Annotated in this window: 12 protein-coding genes; 5 read left to right on the forward strand and 7 right to left on the reverse strand. The window is 74.2% G+C overall.

The window, feature by feature from the left end; translation table 11 throughout:
- Position 1 precedes the first annotated feature (1 nt).
- The 5 genes from QIY60_RS20435 to QIY60_RS20455 all read left to right on the forward strand — a co-directional run bounded on the left by QIY60_RS20435 (position 2) and on the right by QIY60_RS20455 (position 7,685).
- Positions 2-838 (forward strand): carbohydrate ABC transporter permease, encoded by an 837-nt coding sequence (locus QIY60_RS20435; protein WP_283143716.1) that lies wholly within the window; start codon positions 2-4, stop codon positions 836-838.
- A gap of 276 nt (positions 839-1,114) precedes the next feature.
- Entirely contained in the window at positions 1,115-2,776 is a 1,662-nt protein-coding gene (locus QIY60_RS20440) for a glycoside hydrolase family 13 protein (RefSeq protein WP_283143717.1), read from the forward strand.
- Positions 2,773-3,798: a LacI family DNA-binding transcriptional regulator gene (locus tag QIY60_RS20445; protein WP_283143718.1), complete on the forward strand. Its 1,026-nt coding sequence runs from the start codon at positions 2,773-2,775 to the stop codon at positions 3,796-3,798. Before QIY60_RS20440 ends, QIY60_RS20445 begins: the two co-directional genes overlap by 4 nt.
- Positions 3,799-3,948: 150 nt before the next feature.
- Entirely contained in the window at positions 3,949-5,991 is a 2,043-nt protein-coding gene (locus tag QIY60_RS20450; protein WP_283143719.1) for an NB-ARC domain-containing protein, read from the forward strand.
- Between the two features lie 101 nt (positions 5,992-6,092).
- A complete protein-coding gene (locus QIY60_RS20455; RefSeq protein ID WP_283143720.1) occupies positions 6,093-7,685 on the forward strand; it encodes a fused response regulator/phosphatase in 1,593 nt (530 codons plus the stop codon).
- A 6-nt stretch (positions 7,686-7,691) separates the two neighbouring features.
- Here the strand turns inward: QIY60_RS20455 and QIY60_RS20460 are convergent, their stop codons facing one another.
- The 7 genes from QIY60_RS20460 to QIY60_RS20490 form a co-directional block, all read right to left on the reverse strand.
- Entirely contained in the window at positions 7,692-8,216 is a 525-nt protein-coding gene (locus tag QIY60_RS20460; RefSeq protein ID WP_283143721.1) for a GNAT family N-acetyltransferase, read from the reverse strand.
- Positions 8,217-8,292: 76 nt separating this feature from the next.
- Positions 8,293-9,006, reverse strand: coding sequence for a TetR/AcrR family transcriptional regulator (locus QIY60_RS20465; RefSeq protein WP_283143722.1), 714 nt, complete (start codon positions 9,004-9,006; stop codon positions 8,293-8,295).
- Positions 9,007-9,019: 13 nt separating this feature from the next.
- On the reverse strand, positions 9,020-10,087 hold the full coding sequence (locus QIY60_RS20470; protein ID WP_283143723.1) for a PDR/VanB family oxidoreductase: 1,068 nt from the start codon (positions 10,085-10,087) through the stop codon (positions 9,020-9,022).
- Between the two features lies 1 nt (position 10,088).
- A complete protein-coding gene (locus QIY60_RS20475) occupies positions 10,089-10,976 on the reverse strand; it encodes a metal-dependent hydrolase (RefSeq protein ID WP_283143724.1) in 888 nt (295 codons plus the stop codon).
- Positions 10,977-11,263: 287 nt separating this feature from the next.
- Positions 11,264-13,180 (reverse strand): hypothetical protein, encoded by a 1,917-nt coding sequence (locus QIY60_RS20480; protein WP_283143725.1) that lies wholly within the window; start codon positions 13,178-13,180, stop codon positions 11,264-11,266.
- 277 nt (positions 13,181-13,457) lie between these two features.
- Positions 13,458-14,273, reverse strand: a complete 816-nt coding sequence (locus QIY60_RS20485) for a tyrosine-protein phosphatase (protein WP_283143726.1) — start codon at positions 14,271-14,273, stop codon at positions 13,458-13,460.
- Between the two features lie 92 nt (positions 14,274-14,365).
- Positions 14,366-17,467 (reverse strand): alpha-N-acetylglucosaminidase, encoded by a 3,102-nt coding sequence (locus QIY60_RS20490; protein WP_283143727.1) that lies wholly within the window; start codon positions 17,465-17,467, stop codon positions 14,366-14,368.
- Between the last annotated feature and the right edge of the window lie 103 nt (positions 17,468-17,570).

A 17,570-nucleotide genomic window follows, 5' to 3' on the forward strand; every position in this document is an offset into this window, starting at 1 on the left:
GATGTCGTCGCAACGCGGTAAGCGGTCGCCGTTGGCTTCGGTCGGCCTGCACGCCACACTCATCGGGGCGTCGGTCATCGCCGTCTTCCCCGTCCTGTGGGTGCTGCTGACGTCGCTGAAGCCGGCGAAGTACGCGATCACCACGGACTTCTTCAAGGACACGACGCTCGACAACTACCGCTATCTGGTGGACAAGACGAGCTTCTTCACCTGGTTCGGGAACTCGGCGCTGATCGCCGGGGTGACGACGCTGCTCGGCGTCTTCATCTCCGCGACGACGGGCTACGCGGTGAGCCGCTTCAAGTTCCCCGGCATGCGCCCGCTGATGTGGACGCTGCTGATCACCCAGATGTTCCCGATGGCGATCCTGATCGTCCCGCTCTACAACCTGATGGGCCAACTGGGGCTGCTGAACCAGCCGGTGGGCCTGATCACCACGTATCTGACGATCGCCGTCCCGTTCTGCGCCTGGATGATGAAGGGCTTCTTCGACGGGATCCCGGTGGAGATCGACGAGTCGGGGCGGGTGGACGGGCTGAACCCGTTCGGCACGTTCTGGCGCCTGATCCTGCCGCTGGCGAAGCCGGGGCTCGCGGTGACGGCGTTCTACTCCTTCATCACGGCGTGGGGCGAGGTCGCGTACTCGTCGGCGTTCATGGTGGGCGACGAGAACCTGACGCTGGCGGGCGGTCTGCAGACGTTCGTGACGCAGTACACGGCGAACTGGGGGCCGATGACGGCGGCGTCCGTGCTGATCGCGGTGCCGGCGGCGGTGTTCTTCCTGTTCGCGCAGAAGCACCTTGTTGCGGGGATGACGGCGGGAGCGACGAAGGGGTGACGGCTTTTCCTGCCCGGCCTTCGTCTGCGGGCCGTCTGTGGCTGGTCGCGCAGTTCCCCGCGCCCCTTAGGTAGTCGGCCGCAGCCGGGGAACTTTGCTCAGCCACAGGCTTTCAGGGGCGCGGGGAACTGCGCGAGCAGCCCCCACCGGCCCGCAGCCGACGAACCCGGCCGCCCGCCCAGGGCTTTCGGGAAGGGGCGGGGTGGGGGCCCAGCCCGCCGCAGGCGCAGCCCACCCGCACGCAACACCCACCACCCACACCGACCCAGGGACAAAATGACCCCGCACCTCACCGCCCCCGGCACCACCCCCGCCCACGACGGGACCCGCACCAACTGGTGGCAGGACGCCGTGATCTACCAGGTCTATCCGCGCAGCTTCGCCGACGCCGACGGCGACGGGATGGGCGACCTCGACGGCGTACGCCACAAGCTCCCGTACCTCCGCGACCTCGGCGTCGACGCCGTCTGGCTCTCCCCCTTCTACGCCTCCCCGCAGGCCGACGCCGGCTACGACGTCGCCGACTACCGCGCCATCGACCCGATGTTCGGCACCCTGCACGACGCCGACGCCCTGATCAGGGACGCCCACGACCTCGGCCTCCGCATCATCGTCGACCTCGTCCCCAACCACTCCTCCGACCAGCACGAGTGGTTCAAGCGCGCCCTGCGCGAGGGACCGGGCTCGGCGCTGCGAGCCCGGTACCACTTCCGGCCCGGCCGCGGCGAGACCGGCGAACTGCCGCCCAACGACTGGGAGTCCATCTTCGGCGGGCCCGCCTGGACCCGTACCGAGGACGGCGAGTGGTATCTGCACCTGTTCGCCCCGGAGCAGCCCGACTTCAACTGGGAGCACCCCGCCGTCGCCGACGAGTTCCGCTCGATCCTGCGGTTCTGGCTGGACATGGGCGTCGACGGGTTCCGCGTCGACGTCGCCCACGGGCTCGTCAAGGCGCCCGGGCTGCCCGACATCGGCGGCAGCGACCAGCTCAAGCTGCTGGGCAACGATGTCATGCCGTTCTTCGACCAGGACGGCGTCCACGAGATCTACCGCTCCTGGCGCCTCATCCTCGACGAGTACCCCGGCGAGCGCATCGCCGTAGCCGAGGCATGGACGCCCACCGTGGAGCGCACGGCCCACTACGTACGCCCCGACGAGCTGCACCAGGCCTTCAACTTCCAGTATTTGGGCGCCCCTTGGGATGCCGAGGCCCTGCGCGAGGTCATCGACGTCTCGCTCGCCGCGATGCGCCCGGTCGGCGCCCCCGCGACCTGGGTGCTCTCCAACCACGACGTGACCCGGCACGCCACCCGCTTCGCCAACCCGCCCGGCCTCGGCACCCAGCTGCGCACCCCGGGCGACCGCGCGCTCGGGCTGCGCCGGGCGCGCGCCGCGACCCTGCTGATGCTGGCGCTGCCCGGGTCCGCATACCTCTACCAGGGCGAGGAGCTCGGGCTCCCGGACGTCACCGACCTGCCCGACGAGGTCCGCCAGGACCCGTCCTTCTTCCGCGCCGAAGGGCAGGACGGCTTCCGCGACGGCTGCCGGGTCCCCCTCCCGTGGACCGTCGACGGGCCCTCGTACGGCTTCGGCAGCGGCGGCAGCTGGCTGCCCCAGCCCGCGTCGTGGGGCGCGCTCTCCGTCGAGGCGCAGACCGGCGACCCGGACTCCACCCTGGAGCTCTACCGCGCCGCCCTCGCCGCCCGCCGCGAGCACCCCGGCCTCGGCTCGGGCGACGCGGTCCGCTGGCTGGACGCCCCCGAGGGCGTGCTCGCCTTCGCCCGCGAGGGGTTCGTCTGCACGGTCAACCTCACCGGGGAGGCCGTGCGCCTGCCCGCGCCCGGGAAGCCGATCCTCTCCAGCGGCAGCGGTGAAATCGCCCTGGGAGAGGCCGAGTTCGTGCTCGACTCCGACACCACCGTGTGGTGGGCGGTGTGACCGACGCCGGGCCGCGCCTCGCCGACATCGCCGCCCAGGCGGCCGTCAGCGAGGCCACCGTCAGCCGGGTGCTCAACGGGCGTCCGGGCGTCGCCGACGCCACCCGGCAGCGGGTGCTCGCGGCCCTGGACGTCCTCGGCTGGGAGCGGCCCGCCCAGCTGCGCCACCGCAGCGCCGGGCTCGTCGGCCTGGTCACCCCGGAGCTCACCAACCCCATCTTCCCCGCGTTCGCCCAGGCCGTGGAGCAGGTGCTCGCCGGGCACGGGTACACCCCGGTGCTCTGCACCCAGCTGCCCGGCGGGGCGACCGAGGACGAGCTGGTCGAGCAGCTGGAGGAGCGCGGGGTCAACGGCATCGTGTTCCTGTCGGGGATGCACGCCGACACCGCCGCCGACCCCGCCCGCTATCTGGCGCTCACCGAGCGCCGGGTGCCGTTCGTGCTGGTCAACGGGTACAACGAGCGCATCCGCGCGCCCTTCGTCTCGCCCGACGACCACGCGGCGATGGCGATGGCGGTGGGCCATCTCGCGGACCTCGGCCACACCCGGATCGGCCTGGCGGCCGGGCCGCTCAGATACGTTCCCTCGCGGCGCAAGGCCGAGGGGTTCGCGGCCGCGCTGGGGGAGCGGTTCGGGCTGCGCGCCGAGGAGGCCGCCGCGTACATCGGGCACACCCTCTTCAGCGTCGAGGGCGGCCAGGTGGCGGCGGGCGTGCTGCTCGACCAGGGCTGTACGGGGGTGGTGTGCGCCAGCGACATGATGGCGCTCGGGGCGGTCCGCGCGGCGCGCGAGCGCGGGCTCGACGTGCCGAAGGACGTCTCGGTCGTGGGCTTCGACGACTCGCGGCTGATCGCGTTCACCGACCCGCCGCTGACCACCGTCCGCCAGCCCGTGCGGGCGATGGCGACGGCCGCGGTGGGCGCGCTGCTCGAAGAGATCCGGGGGAACCCGGTGCAGCGCACGGAGTTCGTGTTCCAGCCGGAGCTGGTGGTACGGGGGTCCACCGCGCGCGTACGAGGGTGAGTGCGAGGGTGACCGGCCGACGTCCGTCAGTGTTCTGCGTACGCTCGGAAATGGCGTTGCCCTGACCGCTCCTGGCCGCTTTTCGATTGTTTCTGGTTGAACCGTGCGATCGTGTCTGGACCAGGCCATTCTCTGGTCCAGACTGTGCCCGTGTTGGGGAATCTTCCAGCGGAGACCACGAGCTTCGTGGGCCGGTCGGTGGAACTGGCCACCCTGGACGGCCTGTTGCGGGGCCACCGGCTCGTCACGGTCACCGGACCGGGCGGCGTCGGCAAGTCCCGGCTCGCCCTGCGCGGCGCGCGCGAGCGGAGCTCCTTCTGTCCCGACGGGGTGTGGTGGGTCGAGCTGTCGCCCCTGTGCGACCCCGAACTGCTCGCCGCCACCGTCGCCGACCACCTGGGCGTCACCGACCAGACCACCCGCACCGCCGCCGAGGCGCTGTGCGGCTGGCTCGGCGACAAACGGCTGCTCCTGGTCCTGGACACCTGCGAGCACCTGGTCTCCGCCTGCGGCCACCTCATCGGGGAGCTGCTGCAGACCTCGCCGGGGCTCACCGTCCTGGCCACCAGCCGGCAGTCCCTGGGCCGCCCGGAGGAACGTGTCTTCTCGCTCGGCCCGCTGCCGCCCGAGGGCGCCGCGCTCACCCTCTTCAAACAGCGCGCCGTCGACGCCGTCCCGCAGCTGTCGCTGAAGTCCTTCGAGACCCCGGCCCGCGCCGAGGCCGCCGCCGCCGTCTGCCGCAGACTCGACGGCATCCCGCTCGCCATCGAACTCGCGGGCGCCCGGCTGCGGTTGTGGAGCGTCGAGCAGCTCGCCGAACGGCTCGACTCGCGCTTCGAGGTCCTCGCCGACACCCGGGCCGCCCGGCTGCCCCGCCACCAGACCATGCGCACCACCATCGGCTGGAGCCACGAGCTGTGCGCCCCGCTGGAGCGGCTGCTGTGGGCCCGGCTCTCGGTGTTCGCCGGGGCCTTCGACCTCGAAGCCGCCCAGGAGGTGGCCGCGGGCGGCCCGCTCGCCCCCGAGGCCGTCGGGCCCGCGCTCGCGGGCCTGGTCGCCAAGTCCGTCGTCCGGGCCAGGATGCAGTGCGGCCGGGCCGGTTACCGGATGCTCGACACCATCCGCGAGTACGGCCGCCAGTGGCTCGGCGAACTCGGTGAGGAGGCGGCCGTGGCCCGCCGCCACGCCGAGCGCTGCCGCCGCCTGGCCCGCGCAGCCGAGGCCGACTGGATGGGCCCCGACCAGGTCGAGTGGTACGAGCGGCTGGCCGCCGGGCACGCCGACCTGCGCACCGCCCTCGACCATCTGCTGGCCACCGACCCCGACGCCGCGCTCGACATGGCCTCCTCGCTCTGGTTCTTCTGGTTCTGCTGCGGGCACCTGCGCGAGGGCCGCGGCTTCCTGGAGCGCGCCCTCGCACTCGATTCCGAGCCCGGACCGCGCCGTGACCGCGCCGAGTGGGCGCTCGGCATGACCGCCTTCCTCCAGGGCGACATGGAGACCGCGCTGCGGTACGGCAGACGGTGCGCGGCGAGCGCCGGCGACCCCGAGTCCCGGCTGCGCGCCGCCTATCTGCTCGGCGGCGCCATCCTGATGCCGGGCGACGCCGAGGGCGCCCTCGACGTGTGCACCCCGGCCATCGACGCGGCCGACGACGACTTCTCGCCCGGCCTCGCCCTGTGCGCGCTCGCCCGGATCTACGCCCTCACCAACCTCGGCCGCTACCGCGAGGCCGCCGCCGAGGCGACCTGGCTGCGCGACCAGTGCGCGAGCCGGGGGGAGCGCTGGATGCGGGCGTACGCCGACTACATGCTCGCCGTCACCGCGCTGGCGCTCGGCCGCGCCACCGAGGCCGCCGAGCACGTCCGCGCCATGCTGGCCGGCAAGCGACTGCTCCACGACAGCTTCGGCATCGCCATCGGCCTCGACCTGCTCGCCTGCGCGCTGGCCGCCCGGGGCGACGGCGAGGAGGGCGCCCTGGTCCTCGGCATCGGGCAGGAGTACTGGCGTACCGTCGGCAAGGCCCAGATGGGCGCGCCCCGGCTGACCGCCGTGCGTGAGGAGTGCGAGCGCCGGGCCAGGGCCGCCGTCGGGGACCAGGCGTACGACAGCGCCTTCCGCCGGGGCGCGCGCGCCGGGCTCGACCAGGGGCTCAGCTACGCCCTCAAGGGTGATTTCGCACAGGGAAGTTGACCCGGCACCCCCGTGGGCGGCCCGCGCGCTACCGTGTGGACGTACTTGCAGCCAGTCCGCACCATGCCCACCGGGGCCCACGGCCCCACGGGGGATGAGCCGTGAACCCGTCCCGCACCACCGTGCTGGTCGTCGACGACATCGACGCCAACCGCTACGCCATGGGCGCGGTCCTGCGGCGCGCGGGCCACCGGGTGGTGCCGCTGGCCACCGCCGCCGAGGCCCTGGTCGAGCTCGACACCCGGGCCAGGAACGGCGCCCTGCCCGACGCGGCCCTGGTCGACGTGGGCCTGCCCGACATGGACGGCTTCGAGCTGTGCCGCCGCATCAAGGCGCACCCCGAGATCGCCACCATGCCCGTGGTGCACTTCTCGGCCGCGGCCACCACCCCGCGCGACCGCACCCGGGGCCTGGACGCGGGCGCCGACGCCTATCTCGCCGTGCCCGTCGAGCCCGAGGAGATCCAGGCCGTCGTCCGGGCCGCCCTGCGCGGCGCCCGCTTCCGCCACGACGCCGACGCCCGCGCGGGCCGCCTCGCCCGCCTGGCCACCGCCACCACCGCGCTGTACGGGACGAGTTGCCCCCAGGAGCTCGCCGACACGGCCGCCGCCGCGGTCACCGCCCTGCTCCGCTGCCGGGCCGCCGCCTACGTCTTCGGCGCCGACGGCACGCTGTACGCGGGCGGCCCGCCACGCAACGAACCCGCCGCCACCACCGCGGCGGTCGCCCCGCTGCTCCAGCGGGCCATGGCGGGCTGCACCGGCGTCCGGTCGCGGATCGCGCCCGCCCCGCTGTGGCCCTCGGGCGTACTGCCGACCGGCGAGGAGGACGGCGACGCCCGGCTGATACTGGCCCGCAGCCGCGCCGACCAGCCGCCGGTCTGCCTGGTCACCCCCGTCCAGGACACCGGCGGCCAGGACACCCGCGCCCTGCTCGGCCATCTCGCCGAGGCCACCGCGCTGGCCGCCGAGTCGCTGCGCAGCGCCGCCGAGGAGCGCCACATCGCGCTCACCCTCCAGCGTAGCTTCCTGCCCCAGCACCAGCCCCGGCTGCCCGGCGCCGACGTCGCCGTGCGCTATGTGCCCGCCTCCACCCGCGCCGAGATCGGCGGCGACTTCTACACCGCGCTGCCCACCCCCGACGGACTCCTCGTCGGCGTCGGCGACGTCGTGGGCCACTCGCTCGACGCGGCCACCGTCATGGTCGAACTGCGCCACGCGTTACGGGCGTACGCCACCGACGAGCGCGACCCGGCCGTCCTGGTGCGCCGCCTGGACCGGATGCTCCAGCTCTACCACCCCGAGGCCACCGCCACCCTCTGCCTCGCCCTCATCGACCCGCTGCTCGGTCGCGCCCGGATCGCCAACGCGGGCCACATACCGCCGCTGGTCGTCCCGGGCCGGGGCGGGACGGACTACCTCGACGTCCACGGCCCGCTCCTCGGCCTCGGTCTCGACCACCCCGACCCGTACCGCCACCAACTCGCCTCCGGCGACGTCCTGTTGATGGTGACGGACGGCCTCATCGAGACCCGGGGCACCGACCTCGCGCTCTCCATGGAGCGGCTGCGCCAGATCGCGGCGGCGAACGCCGCGCGCGGCACGGGCGCCCTGTGCGACGCGCTGCTGAGCGCGTTCGGCAGCCGCGAGGACGACGTGGCGCTGCTGGCCCTGCGGCTCACCGGTCTGGTGTGACGCGGCTCAGCCGAGCCGCTTCTCCATCAGCACGACCGCGTAGTTGCTGCCGCCCCCGCCCTCCTTGAACGGCTGCTGCCCGGCCACCGCGTACCCGGCCCGCTCGTAGTAGGCGCGAAGCCCGGGGCTGGAGGCCTTGAAGTCGAGGCGGGACAGGGGGCGCCCGGCCGCCGCGATGCGCTGCTCGGCGTGGGCGAGCAGGGCCCGGCCGGTTCCGGCGGGCGCGAGCGTACGGTCGGTCATCAGCCGGTGCACATAGCCCGCCTCCGGCGGCCGCACGCCCCAGGCGGGCTCGTCCCGCCACCACAGCTCGTACGCGCCTGCCGCGCGGCCGTCGGCGGTCAGCGCGAGCCAGACCTCGCCCTCGGCCATCCGCTGCTGGAAGTGGGTCGCGTCCTTCTCGCCGGGCTGCCACTGGTGGATGCCGGTGCCCTGCATCCAGCGGGCTGCTCCGTCGTACAGGGCCACCAGCGTGGCCAGGTCGTCCTCGGCGGCGAGGCGGAAGGAGAGCGTCTCCGTCGGTGTCGTCATGCGATCAAGGTACGGGTACGCAGTGGCCATTCGTCTGCGGGCCGGTGGGGGCTGGTCGCGCAGTTCCCCGCGCCCCTTACGGGGCGCCCTCGGTGGGCGCCAAAGCCACCAGGCGCGCCACTAGGTCCCCGAACGGGCCGTCCGGCGGCTCGTCCGCGATGATCCGCAGCACCACGGCCGCCATCTCGTCGTCGTAGGCCGCGCTCACCGCCGCCAGCGCCGCGAAGTCGTGGACCAGCTGCAACTCCAGCTCGGCACGCGGGATCCGGCGCCCGTCCAGCCAGATCAGGGCGGTCGACTCGGCGAGGGAGACCCACGAGCGCACCACCAACTCAAGCCGCGCGGGCGGGTCCTGGACGTCCAGGTGGGCCAGGATCTGGAGGTACGCCGCGTGCCGCACCTCGTCGATCATCGCGTTGGCGGTGGTCGAGCCGACCGCCGAGGCGGCGGGCCCGCCCCGCATCAGCGCGGCGAAGCCCGGGCCGTGGCCCTCGACGAAGTCGAAGAAGCGGCCCATCACCCGCAGCAGCCGGGCCCCCAGCGGCCCCTCGCGCGGCTCCACGAACCGGCCCGCCAGCTCGTCGGCGGCGAGCCGAAGCGCCGCCTCGTACAGGCTCTGCTTGCCGGGGAAGTAGTGGTAGACGAGCGGCCGCGATATCCCGGCCGCCGCCGCTATCTCGTCTATGGAGACGTCGTCGGGGGAGCGGTGGCTGAACAGCTCCAGCGCGACCCCGATCAGCTGCCGTCTGCGCTCCTCGACGCCCATCCTGCGCCGCACCCCGGTCGTCATGCGAACAGAGTACCTACAGGTCGAGCACGAGTTTCCGTCCGAGGCAGCGCGATACGCAGATCAGCATCGAGTCCTGCCGCTCCGCGTCCGTGAGCAGCTCGTCCTGGTGGTCGATCTCCCCTTCCAGGACCCGCTGTTGACAGGTTCCGCAGAAGCCCTGCTCGCACGAGTACGAGAGGTTCGGCAGCTCGTCGCGGACCGTGGCGAGCACCGAGCGGCCCGCCGGAACCGTGAGCGTGCGGCCGGTGCGGCGCAGTTCGACCTCGAACGTGCCGAGCTGCGCGGTGCTCGCGCCCGGTGTGAACCTCTCCAGGTGGAGGGTCCGCCCCTCGGGCAGGGCCGCCGCCACCGCGTCCATCAGCGGTTCGGGCCCGCAGCAGTACACCGCCGCGCCCTCGCCCGCACCCGCCAGGAACGCGGCCGCGTCCGGCAGCCCCGACTCGTCCTCGGCGACTACGGTGACGCGCTCGCCCCCGAGCTTCTCGATCTCGTCCAGGAACGGCATGGTGGCGCGCGAGCGCCCGCCGTACAGCAGCCGCCACTCGGCGCCCGCCGCCTCGACCGCCCTGAGCATGGGCAGAATCGGGGTGATGCCGATGCCGCCGGCGACGAACGCGTACGCCGGTGCCCCGGCCAGCGGGAACCGGTTGCGCGGCCCGCGCACGACCAGTTCGGCGCCCTCCCGCAGCTGCTCGTGCACCTCGCGCGAGCCGCCACGGCCGTCCTCGATCAGCCGGGTGGCGACGGTGTACGTGGCGCGGTCGGCCGGGTCGCCGCAGAGCGAGTACTGGCGGACGAGCCCGGACGGCAGCACCAGGTCGAGGTGGGCGCCCGGCCGCCACCCGGGCAGCGGCGTGCCCGCCGGGGATTCAAGCCGCAGCAGCGCCACCCCCTCGGCGGGGACGGCCCGTTCGGCGACGGTGAGCCGCAGCGAGGGCACGCGCCGCCCGCCCTGCCCCGAGATGGGCGTCTGAAGGGCGGGCATCGGCCACAGCGGCGAGGTGGCGATGCGGCGGCGCACCGCCCGCCGCACGAGCAGCGCCGCCCCCGCCGCCAGGATCACGGACCTCGTACGCGGCATGTCAGCGGCCTCCGTTGGCGCCGGGCGAGCTCGCCAGATAGGCCACGGCCTGCGCGGTCGAGCCTTCCTGCGAGGGGTGGTACGTACGGCTGAGATAGCGCGGGATCGAGCGCGCCATCGCGCCTGCGGTGGGCAGCGTGCCCTGCCGTCCGGCGCGCAGGAAGGCGCCGACGGTGGCCTTGCCGTCGAGCAGTGAGGGGTCGTTCTCCATGAAGAACCGGGCGCCGCGCTGCCAGAGGAAGAGGAGGGCGGTGAACGCGGTCGCCCAGGTCCTGGCCCGGCGCCGGTAGCTGCCGTCCACGTGCATGAACAGGTCGAAGGCGACCGACCGGTGCTCGACCTCCTCGGCGCCGTGCCAGCGCAGCAGGTCCAGCATCACCGGGTCGGCGCCGCGCCGGTCCAGGGCGTCGGCGTTGAGGATCCAGTCGCCGAGGAACGCCGTGTAGTGCTCGATCGCCGCGATCGTGGCGACCCGCTCCATCAGCCACCACCGGCGCGCCCGCCCCGGCGGCAGCGTCCGGTCGCCGAGCAGCTTCTCGAAGGGCCAGTCGACCTGCGCGGTGTACGGGGTGGGGTCCAGGCCCAGCGCCTTGAGGTGGGGGAGCACGTCGTCGTGGGCGGCCGAGTGCGTGGCCTCCTGCCCGATGAACCCGATGACGTCCTCGCGCAGCCGCTCGTCGCGGATGTACGGCAGCACCTGCTTGTACACGTGCACGAACCAGCGCTCGCCCGCCGGGAGCAGCAGGTGCAGCACATTGATGGTGTGGCCGGTGAACGGGTCGCCCGGGATCCAGTGGAGCGGTGTCTTCTCCCACTCGAACGAGACGTTCCGGGCCTTGAGCTCTATGTGCTCCGAGACCACCGGAGCGGGCTGCGGCGTATTAGACATGGCGTCAATGTACTGACGGGTAGGCGTCTGGCAACAGGGTTGTGCGAGGAGTTGTTCGTACGGAACCGGTCACCGGGGCCCAGGGCCTGTCGTCAAATTCCCGCCTGCCGCGCGACGCCTGGCACGTGCTCTCGCCGCACCGGGCGAAAGCCCTAGTACGTCCAGTACGAGGACTTCCGCCCGGCACTCCCCCAAGCTCTTCGAGCAGGGGGGACCCCCAGAGCACGCACCAGACGCCGCGCGGCCGCCCTTCGGGCGACGACGGGAATTTGACGACAGGCACTGGTTCAGCGCAGGGCGGCGACCCGGGTCCCGTCCGTGAGCCGGCCGTCGAGCTGGGCGCGGGCGCCCTCCTGGGTGCGCACGGCGAGCAGATGGCCGCGCTCGGAGGCGTCGACGCCGCCGGAGACGGTCACCTTGGCCAGGTCCTCGCTGCCGGCCGCCAGCACGTACCAGTGCCCGCCCCGGGACTTCCACAGCACCCCGGCGAGCACGCGCGGCTCGTGCGTGCCGCAGGCCGCGCTGTTCTCGGCGCGCGCGGCCACCGCGCCCGCCGTGGCCTTCCCGGCGCCCGGGGCCTGGAACTGGGCGAGCACCCGGCTGTCCGTGCCGGACCAGGTGTCGGCCCGGGTGCACAGCCAGGCGGCCGTGCCGTTGGCCTCGGGCAGCTGCTGCCTGGCGAACTGCCACGCGTTGACGGCCCGCACGCCGCGCGAGCGCACGGTCGGCAGCAGGCAGGCGGTGCGGGCCCAGGCCTCGCGGGCGGCGGTGCCGGTGATGTCCCTGGGCGCGTCCGGCGGCCCCCAGGTGAGCCGGGCGGGCGCGAGCTCCCCGAGGTCGGTCAGCAGCCGCCCGGCCGAGTCGTCGCGCAGCTGGAGCACGTCCCAGGAGGTGCAGTCGCGGGCCTGGGCGGGCGAGACCAGCGGGCCGGTCACGCCGTCCGAGTCGCGGGGGAGCGGGCGGGGCGCGGCGGCCGGGTCGAGCAGGTCCCGTACGGCCGCCTCGCGCACCCAGGGGGCGGTCAGATAGCGGACGTTGCCGTCGGTGCGGCCGACCACGAGCGCCCCGGCGGAGGCGGCGTCGGCGCCGTCCACGCGCGCGAAGTCGAGCGCGGCTCCGGAGGTGCCGTCCACCGGCTCCGCGTACCGGGCGACGCGCAACCCGTCGTAGAAGAGCACGACGGAGGCGCGGTCGACCCGCCCCGCGTACAGCAGCTGGGGCGCGCCCATCGGCGGCCCGGACGGCGTCCCCGGCGTGGCCGAGACCTGCACGGAGCGGCCCGGCCGCGCCCAGACGGCGAGCGCGCGCCGCAGCAGCGCGGTGTCGCCGGTGAGGGAGCCCCGGGCGGGCCAGACGGAGAAGTCGGTACGGGCCGAGGTGCGCCACGCGGCGGCGTCCACCCGGACGACCCGCGCCGGGTCGAGGGCGGCCTCGGCGGCGGGATTGCGGGCGTACGGGGGCGCGGCCGCCCCGTCCCGCCCCCAGCCGTCGCCCGGGAGCCCGAGGAGCGTGCCGCAGACGACGAGCGCGGCGGCGGCGACGAGGGCGGCGCGCAGGTGCTGGCGGCGGCGCATCAGGTCGGTGGGCCGGGCCTGGAGGGAACAGGGGTCGAACTCGGCGGCCTGGAGCAGCGCGGCGCCGTCGCCGGGGTCCCCGGCTTCCTTGACGGCTTGCTCCGGATCCTCGACGCCGACGGCGTCAAGTTCTCTCCGCACCTCGGCATCGCTCAACTTGTCGAGGCCCCGCAGTACGAAGGCGGCTCTGGCGGGCCCGCTGAGGGCGGAGAGCCGCTGGTCCAGGGCGAGTTCATCGGCTCCGCCGGAGCGGGGGAAGAGCCTGAGCCCCCACACCTGCGGCAGCACCGGCGGCAACTGCGCCCGCTTGGGCCAGGCCCGCCGCCGCAACGGCAGCCCCGCCTCCAGCGCCTGCCGCACGACCTGCCGCCGTACGAACCCGTACCCCGGGTCCCCGCGCCGGGGCGCCGGAATCGCGGCCTCCCCGCCCCCGTGCTTCCGGGGCAGCGACCGCTGCACCAGCGCGTGCGCGGTCAACACGCGCCGGTTGCGCCCGAGGGAGGGCGGCAGCACGAGGTAGGCGAGCCGGGTCAGCCGTGGATAGTGCTCGACGAGAGCGGCTTCGGCCTGCTCGATGCCGATGGGGGTGGGACGGCTGAGGATGTCCTGGGGCGGGGCCACGTTCAGCAAAACGAGCGAATGGTGGGATAGTCACTCGGCCCGGTCTTTGTCCGCGGGTGGGTGGGTGGTTGCTCGCGCAGTTCCCCGCGCCCCTGAGATGCGCCCCTGCGGGGCGCCCAGGGGATTGCCGCGCAGCGGCATTCAAGGGGCGCGGGGAACTGCGCGACCAGCCCCCACCGGCTCGCAGGCGAAAGGACGCGGGGTGCAGGGGCCGCAGGCCCCGCCCGGGGGCCGGGGGCGTAGCCCCCGGGAAACCCACCTCAACCCCCACCCGCCCCCGGAGGGTTCAGGGAAGGGGCGGGGTGGGGGAACTCGCCAAGCGGGTACGCAGCCGCCGCACCACCCCGTCCCCCACCCCCAACCCCTCCCGCACATACACCTCCATCGACCCGTAACGGGACGAAACCTCCCCCAACCCCGCCGCCAAATACTCCGGCACCACGCCAATCACCGCGAGCGCGACCTCCGGGTCACCCCCCTGCGCCGTGAACCCCTCGATCAGCGGCGCGAACGCCTGCCGCACCGCCCCGTTCACCGCCAGATACTCCCGCTCCACCACCTCCGACGACGCCCCCAGCAGGGACAGCAGCACCGTCGCCCCCCACCCCGTACGGTCCTTCCCCGCCGTGCAGTGGAAGAGCACCGGCCCCGCGTCCGGGTCCGCCAGTTCGAGCAGCAGCGTGCGGTACGCGGCCCGGGCCGACGGCGACGACACCAGGTCCCGGTACAGGTCCCCGAACACCACCTGCGCCCGCCCCCCACCCAGGTGCTGCTCGGCCGCGACGGGGTCGGCGAGGACGTGCCGCAGCCGCGCGGCCGTCGGCGCCCCGGACTCGCTCACCGCGTCCGCCAGCACGTCCGCGATCACGAGCCGCGCCCCGGACGGCAGCCGGTCGGGCCGCTCGGCCCGCTCGGCGTCCGTACGGAGGTCGACGACCGTACGGATCCCGAGCCCGGCCACCGCCGGGTCCCGGTCCGGGTCGAACCGGTCGAGCGCCCCGGCCCGGAAGACCAGGCCGGGCCGGACCGTACGGCCCCCGGCGAGCGGCGTACCGCCGAGATCGCGGAGGTTGGCGACGCTGGTGGCGGGGATCGCGGTCATGGGCGGACGCACTCCTGGGGCAGGAAACAAAGAAACACGACGCGGACGCGTCCATGTGTGCCCCCATCCGCCCCGAAACGTAACCCCGCCCCCTACACCACCACCCACCCCCCGAACTCCGCCGTCCCCCGTGCCCCACTCCCCCCGTTCGCCGCGCTCATGAACAGCCCGACGTCCTGCACCGCGGCCGTCCCCGGCACCGTCACCGTCGCCACCGTCCCCCAGCTCGCCCCCGCGTCCGTCGAGCAGGCGCCGGTGAACGACCCGGCCGGGCCGCGGCTCAGCCGCAGCAGCACCGGCGCCGCCACCCCCGTGATCCGGCGGTAGGTGTCGAGCAGCCCGTCGCCGTCCGCGTCGTACGAGAGCACCACGCCCTGCCCAGGAGTCGCCGCCAGATTCAGGAAGCCCGCCGCCCCCGGCACCCCCAGGCCATTGCGTACGACGATCCCGCCGCGCGCCCAACTCCCCGTGTTTTCCAGGGAGTCGACCCGAAGCGTCACCACCGTTCCCTCCCGCAGGGCCCCCTCCCGGTACGCCGTGCCGAACTGTGCGATGCCCTTCCACAGGTCGAGGCCGCCGCCGTTGACCGCCAACCTGCCGTCCAGCTCACCGAACACCGCGTCGTTGCTGGTGAACGTCCGCCACCCGGCGCTCAGCGGCGCCGCCAGATACACGGCGGACCGCCGGACGACCGCCACCCGGTCCTCGCCGGCCGGTCCGTACCGCGTGGTCAGCTCGTACGGCATGGCCCGCAGCGGCGCGGTCAGCGGCTCGGCGGGCGCGGTGACCCGCCAGCGCACCGAGCCCTCGCCCGCCGCCGGGACCCGGTTCAGCCGGGTGGCGCCCTGCGGCTCGGCGTCGAGGCCGGTGAGCGCGAAGTCGACGCGGCCGGTCGCCCGCAGCCCGTTGAGGTTGCGCAGCACCGCCGTGACCGTGCCGGTGGAGCCGGGCGTGAAGCTCACGGGGTCGGCGGCGACGGTCACGGCCCCCTGGTACGGGGCGCGCGCGAGCGCGTCGTGGACGCGCCGCGCCGTCCGGTACGGGTCGCCGGTCGCCCGTACCGGATACGTGCCCGACTGCCGCGTCCACGCCTCCTCGCCCACGTACCAGTCGAAGGCCCTGGGCGCCCGCCCGGCCGCCAGGGCATCGGCCAGTTCGTCCAAGTAGGCCTGCCACTGCGGGAAGTGAAGGTCCGTCAGCAGACCCTGCCAGTCGCGGTCCGCGTAGTTGCTGAGGTTGTCGGCCGCCGAGCGGCCCGCCCAGGTGGTGATCAGCGTCCGCGCCGTCCACTCCAGCCGGACCGCTTCCTCCGCGCTCGTCGCGAACCGCTTGGCGTCCTCCAGCCACGGGCCGAGCAGGAACGCCCGGTGGCAGCCGGACATCTCGTCGGCCAGCCGCATCAGCCTCAGCCACAGCGCGCTCAGCACCCCGAACGCCGCCCGGTCCTTGCCCTGGTACGCGGTCCGCAGCTGCGGCAGCAGCAGCCGCGAGCGGTCGGCGAGCGCCTGCCGGGCGACATCGGTGAGGTCGTACGCGTAGGCGTCCGAGCCGCGCAGCGAGGGCCGTACGGCGAGCAGCTCGGCGAAGGCGCGGTCGAAGCGGGCCGACTCGAACGCGGTGGTGACGGAGGCGGTGATGGAGGGTCGCCGGGTGAAGAGCGAGTCGACGGGGCGCCCGTCGGCGGTGGTCAGCCGGTACGCGGTGGCGGCGAGCGCGGCGAACGCCTCGCGCGCGTGGCCGTCCTCGCGCCCGTAGCGCACGTCCGCGTACGTACGGAACCAGTCCTCCCGCTCCACCGGCCCGTCCCGCCAGGCGAGCTCGCTGAACAGTTCGAAGGCGGCGGGGTCGCGCTCGGCGGACTCCGGCATGTAGGCGGTGCCGACCAGGGTGCTGCCGGGCTTGTCCCGCCACTGGGCGAACTTCCCCGTCCAGCGGTGGGTGTTGGCGCCGAGGGTGGTGCGGCCGCCGAAGTTGGGGATGGTGCCGAACGCGTACGGCGTGCCGCCCCAGTCCTTCTCGCGGTCGGTGACCGTGGCGAGGTCGGAGAGGCCGTCCACGATCAGGATCCGCGACTTGTCGACGGCGTCCAGGACGTCCGGGCGGGGGTTGGCCTGCCAGCCGAGTATCACCCAGGTGGCCCCGGGCCGGGCGGTGTGCAGGGCCTTCTCGACGGCCCGTGCGGCGTCGGCCACCGGCACGCCGCCCGGGGTGCCGCCCTCGTGCAGCAGGTCCATCTTGAAGTGCCGCGCGTCGCCGAACAGCTCCTCCTGGTGGCGGTAGAAAGCCGCCGCGACCTGCGGGAACACCTCGGTGCGCGGGTCGAGCCAGTCGGGTCGCCGCAGCCCGTTCCAGCCGCCCTGCGCAACGACCCGGGCGCCCGGATTGCGCTGGGGGAACCCGTCCGGGACGGTCCCGAAGTAGCCCGGGAGCACCGGCCGCATCCCCAGCTCGCGCAGCCGGGCGGTGATCCGCGCGCCCAGCTCCGCGCGCCGCTCGATCAGCGCGGGGGAGAGGGGGCCGCCGTACCCGCTCATGTTCTGGAGCAGCCACCACGGCTGGTGCGAGGGTGCGGGCAGCCAGGCCCGGGCCTCCTCGTCGGAGTACCCGAAATCCAGCAACAGGCGGTGGTAGACGGCTTCCTGACCGGGCGTCACCAGCACCTCGTTGTAGCCGTGCAGCGCCAGGACGTCGATCAGCCGCTCCCAGCGCGGCCAGTCGGCGTACGGGCCGGTGTAGCCGTCGTGGGTGTCGTTGAAGACGAACCGGTGCGGGACGGTCGCGGCGCGCTCCACCGGCCGGTCGGGCGCGGGCAGCCGGCGCGGCAGGTCCAGCCGGCTGCCCGCCCAGGTCAGATGGGCCTTGCAGGTGTACTTCAGATACCAGTGCAGACCGGTCAGGGCGGTCGCCGGGCCGGTGGCGGCGATCTCGATGCGCCCGCCCGAGCCGGTGACCCGGAAGCGGTCGGGGCCGCCCGCGGGCAGGGATGTGAGGCGGATCCGGGCGGCGTGGTCGGGCAGGAGCCGGACGAGGGCGGCACGGGCGGGTCCGATGTCAAGCGGCTGTGCAACTGCGGAGGATGCCGGGGCCGCGAGCGCCGGGGTTGCCGCCCCGACCGCGACCCCGGCGCCGATGGCTCCCGCGGTGCTCAGCACCGTACGTCTGGAGGGGGTCGGGGGACTCGACAGCTCGGTCATGGGCTCGGCGCTCCTCGTGTTGTTGGGGTGACAACAGGCGCGTGCGGAGCGCACGTTAACGGCGGCGCGGGTGCCGGGCAATGGGGCCACTGAAATGGCCAAA

The organism is Streptomyces sp. BPTC-684, assembly GCF_030028635.1.
GTDB classification, from domain to species: Bacteria; Actinomycetota; Actinomycetes; order Streptomycetales; family Streptomycetaceae; genus Streptomyces; species Streptomyces noboritoensis.

Excerpts from the sequence above, each read along its gene's own strand:
- QIY60_RS20435 (WP_283143716.1), top strand. The coding sequence starts at position 2 with ATGTCGTCGCAACGCGGTAAGCGGTCGCCGTTGGCTTCGGTCGGCCTG.
- QIY60_RS20440 (WP_283143717.1), top strand. The coding sequence starts at position 1,115 with ATGACCCCGCACCTCACCGCCCCCGGCACCACCCCCGCCCACGACGGG.
- QIY60_RS20460 (WP_283143721.1), bottom strand. The coding sequence starts at position 8,216 with ATGACGACACCGACGGAGACGCTCTCCTTCCGCCTCGCCGCCGAGGAC.
- QIY60_RS20465 (WP_283143722.1), bottom strand. The coding sequence starts at position 9,006 with ATGACGACCGGGGTGCGGCGCAGGATGGGCGTCGAGGAGCGCAGACGG.
- QIY60_RS20470 (WP_283143723.1), bottom strand. The coding sequence starts at position 10,087 with ATGCCGCGTACGAGGTCCGTGATCCTGGCGGCGGGGGCGGCGCTGCTC.
- QIY60_RS20475 (WP_283143724.1), bottom strand. The coding sequence starts at position 10,976 with ATGTCTAATACGCCGCAGCCCGCTCCGGTGGTCTCGGAGCACATAGAG.
- QIY60_RS20485 (WP_283143726.1), bottom strand. The coding sequence starts at position 14,273 with ATGACCGCGATCCCCGCCACCAGCGTCGCCAACCTCCGCGATCTCGGC.
- QIY60_RS20490 (WP_283143727.1), bottom strand. The coding sequence starts at position 17,467 with ATGACCGAGCTGTCGAGTCCCCCGACCCCCTCCAGACGTACGGTGCTG.